Annotated in this window: 5 protein-coding genes; all 5 read left to right on the plus strand. The window is 44.1% G+C overall.

Annotated features, from left to right (window positions below; translation table 11 throughout):
* The first annotated feature begins 438 nt into the window (after positions 1 to 438).
* On the plus strand, positions 439 to 732 hold the full coding sequence (locus NC796_RS07285) for a LuxR C-terminal-related transcriptional regulator (protein WP_310683472.1): 294 nt from the start codon (positions 439 to 441) through the stop codon (positions 730 to 732).
* A 166-nt stretch (positions 733 to 898) separates the two neighbouring features.
* Positions 899 to 1,288 (plus strand): LuxR C-terminal-related transcriptional regulator, encoded by a 390-nt coding sequence (locus tag NC796_RS07290; RefSeq protein ID WP_310683473.1) that lies wholly within the window; start codon positions 899 to 901, stop codon positions 1,286 to 1,288.
* A 309-nt stretch (positions 1,289 to 1,597) separates the two neighbouring features.
* Positions 1,598 to 2,782 (plus strand): hypothetical protein, encoded by a 1,185-nt coding sequence (locus tag NC796_RS07295; RefSeq protein ID WP_310683474.1) that lies wholly within the window; start codon positions 1,598 to 1,600, stop codon positions 2,780 to 2,782.
* Between the two features lie 35 nt (positions 2,783 to 2,817).
* Complete coding sequence (locus NC796_RS07300; protein ID WP_310683475.1) at positions 2,818 to 3,351, plus strand: hypothetical protein; 534 nt, start codon at positions 2,818 to 2,820, stop codon at positions 3,349 to 3,351.
* A 499-nt stretch (positions 3,352 to 3,850) separates the two neighbouring features.
* The coding region (locus NC796_RS07305; RefSeq protein ID WP_310683477.1) for a right-handed parallel beta-helix repeat-containing protein at positions 3,851 to 5,950 on the plus strand (2,100 nt) is incomplete at its 3' end.

Below are 5,950 nucleotides of genomic sequence, written 5' to 3' on the forward strand. Positions count from 1 at the left end.
ATCCAGATCAGAATTGAGGAAATCCGCCAAGGTTTCATTGACGATGGGTAGAATTTTGTCGAAATTGGCTTTGAGGTCATGCATACGCAGGGTGTTTTTGTGAAGATTAACACTCCTAAGATATTGATTATCAAGCGTTTGCATGGCCTTTCTTATTTTAAAATTGTTAAAAATCTAACCCCTAAACGCGTTCATGTAGCTGTTGCTAAAGTTTTATTTCTTAGATTAACGTGTTTACCGTTAGTGATCAGATGAAAAAATGCAAATATCCTGACCATGCTCTATCACTTGCGCGGGAATTAATTCCCGCGCTATGGATAGGGGGGAACACCAACTAGTATGATTAGCCATCGGGAAACAAGCCATGGTCTTAGAGGGCTTTTAGGAGTGACTTTTGACTGCCGGCCTGTAACCGGGAAATGCAAAAACTCAATTGGTATGGGAGAAGAGTGCAACTCGGCACAGTATGTTAAGCAACTATTCGGGAAAGTTTCGAACCTGCAACAGTTTATAGACAAATATCAGCCACGATTTGATATGTTGACCCCGCGGGAGGTAGAGGTTCTTACCTTGATAGGTATGGGACTAAAGACCGGGGCTATTGCGAGAAAGCTGGAACTATCTCAGGCGACTATTCAGAACCACAGGAGCAGTATTCGAAAAAAACTGGCCATAGAAAGCCAGGCAGATTATATCAAATACAGTCTGGCCTTTGGTTTAATTCCATTCTGAATCACACACATGTGAAACAGCGTGGAGTTCTTTAATACAATGGTAAACCTTACGTCTTGAGGGGAGGATAAAAAGTTATCATGTCATCCTGAACTTGAACTTCAGGATCTCGTAAGGTTGTTAGACGTTGATCATTAACCTAATCATATCAACGCTTCGATTCCCCGTGAGATCCCGGGACGGTGGCTGGGATGAGTTAAACTTTATCAATGAATACGTTCGACCGGAAGGAATGCAAGTACAAATATGCAATGATAATATTCTACAAATTCGCTACCAGGTAGTGCAACGAGACAGCCGCCTCATTCAGCAGGTTTTGAACAGGGAGGCGTTTAGAAAGCGCCATTTACCACAATTCCGCCAACTCACTGACAGAGAAACCCAGTTGTTGCAGCTGCTTGCCAATGGCTTCAACAACCCGATGATCGCCCACCGCTTGTCTATTTCCCGAAGCACCGTGGAAACCCATCGAAAACATCTGAATAAGAAATTAGGGATCAAATCGTACACCCGGCTTGTAAAGTTTGGCCTGGCCTTCGGCCTGGTGGAATTTTAGCTGGATGCCCTATAAAGCTTGAGCAATAATTATGACACATTGTGTATCTGGGTTATCATAATTTGATCATTCACCAATTGGAAAAATGATAGAAATCCTATACCATAGACACAAATCATCGTATGTCCGTGCTATAAAAATACCCAACCTTGATCATTCATCTACGTTAGGTAATGAGTAGGTTTTGGCATTCTATTACCCAAATTAACACAACAATTAACTGCTGTCGGTACAACAAATGGTCTCAAATTCTTTTGGGTCTCGAGTAGTTAATTGTCACGGTCTAACCTAAACACAAATCATAGAGACATGAAAAAGTTTAAAATATTTAGTATTTGCACTTTACTGGTAATGTTAATGTTCGTCGGCTTCTCTTGTTCTGACAGCGGAACGGGTGGGGACAATGGAGACCCACAGGTAGAAAACCCGAATGACGATCAGGATAATGATGACGATCAGAATGACGACGGGGATGACAACGACGATAGTGATGATGACGGAAGTGGGGAAACAACGGTAGAAGAAGACAAGGAGCATATAGAATTGTCGATCGACAATGCCCTCTCCGCACTCGAGGACCTTGGCAAAGGAGATCTTTCGGTAGCAATAGAGACATTTTTGCAAGCTAATGCGGGAGAGGTTGACGCAGCATGGGCAGAAGATATGTTCACAGAGCTGGAAGGTTATATAAATACCTCTTCGATAGAAGAAAACCATCGGTTTGATTTCGCCGCTCATGCCGGAACCTATACCTGGAACAGTGGTTCACAAACCTGGACAAAAACTTCTGCTTCTGGTCAAATCGTTCTACATTTTCCATCCTCAAGTTCAAGCAACTCCAATGATGTAACTGTTACCTTGAGTGAATATGATGATACGGCTGTTGTAATTGATGGCGATGGCTTCTATCTGCCTACCAGTCTTAGTACCAAGGTAGAGCTTGACGGCACCGAAATATTTCGATTCGACTTAAAAGAAATTGCATACTCGGATAACGCTTTGCCGATACCCACTGCTTTGGATATTGAGATTTTTACGGCCCCGTTCACCCATCAGATAATGTTCGCAAAAAATAGCAACACTGAATACCAGTTTAGCTTAACTGTGGATAACAACGGCACATTGGTAACTGGTTTAGACACCAAACTTACTCTTGCCCACAGTGATTACAATAACCTGGATGAGGATGATTTCGAGATGCTTACCGGCACCTTTAATCTGACACAGGACCTGGCAATTGATTTTTCAGGAGAAATCGGGACGTTGGCCGCACTTGATGATCCTTCCGAAAACCAAATCAATTCCCTGGTTACGGCAGAAGTTCTCTACCAAGACACCAAAATAGGCGATCTCGAGTATTCGGCCGAGGCAGAAAATGTTATTATTATTTATAAAGACGGCTCATCAGAAACCGTTGACCGTTATTACGAGCGTTTTGCTGAAGAGCTTGAACTTATTTTCCATACATATACAGGTGACTGGGTGAGCTTTTGATAACACGTTCATTTCATCTATTTATAGCATTTAGTTTGATAATCATTACGGAATCCTTTGCCCAACAGGCAGGGGATTCCGATGGTTATCTAAAGCACCAGATCGGGTTCAATGCCACCGAAAGCATTCGCCTTTTTGAGGAAGAGTCTGATAAAACCTATAAACTTTACTACCGGCATAAAGTTAACCCGACTACCGCCATTCGCTCGGGCATCAACTACCGCATGGACTCCAGTGGTAATAGTATGTTGGAGCTTGATCTGAAAGTAGGTCTGGATAAAGAGTTCAAGCGAAGCGGCAACTGGCGGTTCTACGCCGGCGGAGACATCAGCGGTGGCCTGGAAAAGGTGCCGAGCAGCGCACGCCGGAATTACCAATTGGGGCTCTCTCCATTTATTGGCTTCCTTTATCACATCGACGAGCATTTCTCTATTTCAACAGAGCCTGGCCTGTTGGTAGAACTGCGCCGGTTCAAAAACACCGACACCTTCAATCCCGACAATTCCGAAACCTGGGTCGAAATGGACCTGATCAACGTCGGGCAGCTTATCATTGGTATTCATTTCTAGTGTCATAATGCTCTTATGAGTTAAAAGCCTCTATCTCGTCCTGTCCCGAAAAGTTTTCGGGATAAGGATCTGGTAAGGTCATTGGACGTTGATCACTTTTCCAATCATATCAACGTTTAGATTCCCCGCGAGATACCGGAACGAGTACGCTCTTCAAAGCCTTGGCGTAGTTGTGGTCACCACTAAGAAACAGGTACCACTCATTACTCACTTCTAAAAATATACCCAACCTTAATCATTCATCTTTCCAAACGAGTGCGTTAGTTGGCCCTAACAACTGTGGCGGACATCAGGATATGCTTTAGAATCCACCACAAACAGAGACAAACGTTGATTTTTAACTAAATCAGATGGGGTACTAATCATTTCTGAGGGTGTAATCCATACCGCAGATCTGCTTCGATGACCCAATTTAAGGCTTTTAAACCAGTATGGCTTATTACCTGAATAACAATTTTAATCTGCAGGGTAGCCGCCAACCAAACAAGGAATATTCATTATGAAAATCTCGATGCGTTCTTTCTGGATTCTAATTGTGAGTTTGTTCATGTCTTCGGCCGTTATAGCGCAAACTACGGTTAGCTCCGATATCACTACAAACACAACCTGGGGCATAGCTGACAGCCCGGTAACGGTCTCAACCACAGTAACCGTAGCTGAAGGTGCAACGCTAACTATAGAACCGGGAGTTACTGTCCAGATGGACTCAGGGGTCTCTCTGTTGGTGGAAGGGGCGCTGGTAGCCGATGGTACAGCAACGGATAATATTTTGTTTACGTCAAGTACAGGTACACCTGCTGCCGGCGATTGGCAGACGATCCGGTTTAGCAATACCAGCAATGTTGGCTCGGTCATCGATTTCGTAGTTTTTGAATACGGAGGCAGTGGATCAGGGGGATCGTTGGTATCCTATACAACCGGTGCTTTTGGATTCGATATAACCAACAGTGAGTTTCGTTTTAGTAATGCGCACGGTATCGACCTGCGGGCATCCAGTCCATTGATCCAGAATTCAACATTCAGAGATAATGGTGGTTTTGGAATATTTTCTGACTTGGCGCTGAATTATCAGGTTGAAACAAGTACCATTGTACGTAATGCACAAGGCGGAATTCGGGTTCCCATCAACGCAACGCCAATAATTACAGAATCCGTTATTGACACAAATAGTACTGGAATTTTGATCGATAACGGCGCTATTCCTGAGATAACTGACAATGATATTCGTGCAAATGAAACCGGAATTCGTGTGGTGGAGACCGGATCTACGACGCCCGTCATTAGCGATAATAATATTTCAGGGAACACTACTATCGGTGTACTCAATGAAGGTATGGGATTACTCGTGGCGGATTATAACTTCTGGGGTGATAAAAACGGTCCCCAAAACTCCAGTAATCCCAATGGAACCGGGGACATCGTTTCCAACAATGTAGATTATTCCCCGTGGTTATTTGGAGATGTACTGCCGGTCCGCGAGATCACAGCAAACCCGGCAAATGGCGATACCTGGTACGCTGACTCTGTCTACTACGTGCGGCAAAATATTACGTTGGGTCAGCTAAGCACTCTCACTATCGAACCTGGAGCCGTTATTAAATTTGACAACGATGTTACTTTCAGCGTAATGGGTACACTCGTGGCGGATGGTACGCCTACCGACAGAATCTATTTTACTTCTAATTACGACGACGCAATTGGTGGAGACAGTAACGGCGACGGCCGGACCACCCAACCCCAGCCCGGCGACTGGCGACGCATGTTGATTGAAAATGAGTCTGCTAATGTAGTTTTAGACTATGTTGATCTGCGTTATGGCGGGTATAGTAACAGCACGCTATTTTTGGATGATAATACTGCAAGTGTATCAAACCTGGTAGTTCTTAATAGTTATTCACACGGTATTTATATCAATTTAAAACCGGCGACTTTTAGAAATGTGGTGTCCAACAATAACCGCTTGACCGGTATCTATATCAATAACCAGGGCAGTGAGCTAAAAAACATTGCCGCAAAATATAATGGGTATAGTGGAATAGAGATCTACTTGAACAATATCTCTGAAAACATCAGTATTTATGATTCTGAATTTACCAATAATGAACGTAACGGCGTACACTTTTCGAGCGGTGGTGCAGACCGCAGTTTTGGCCTCGATACCCTGGTAAACACTACCTTCAGCGGGAATATCGAAAACGGCTTATTGTTAGAAGAAAATGGAGCCAGTGAGCTGTATGTAAATAACAACACATTTGAAGCTAATGGTCATTATGGCGCCTCCATCTTTCTGAATACTGCTTTTGGCGCTAGTAATCATATTGAAGCAAATACCTTTAAAGACAATGGATATGCCGGTCTGAGGACGACATCGGCCCGCATATTTAATAATCAATTCCAAGGCAATGAATTTGGAATAACGCTTTGGGGCCAACTGGGACACACCTACACTGATGGCAGCGGCACAGACGGCAACACCTTCACCGGCAACACTTTCAACAACGTGCTGGGGCTGGAGGGCAACACATTGCAAGGGACCCTGAGCACGACGTTCCCCGAGGCGATCACCTCCGGGGCCTACATGTTCCTGCAGTCCGGCAGC

This window comes from Aliifodinibius sp. S!AR15-10 (genome assembly GCF_031569985.1).
Classification (GTDB): Bacteria; Bacteroidota; Rhodothermia; order Balneolales; family Balneolaceae; genus JAMQKA01.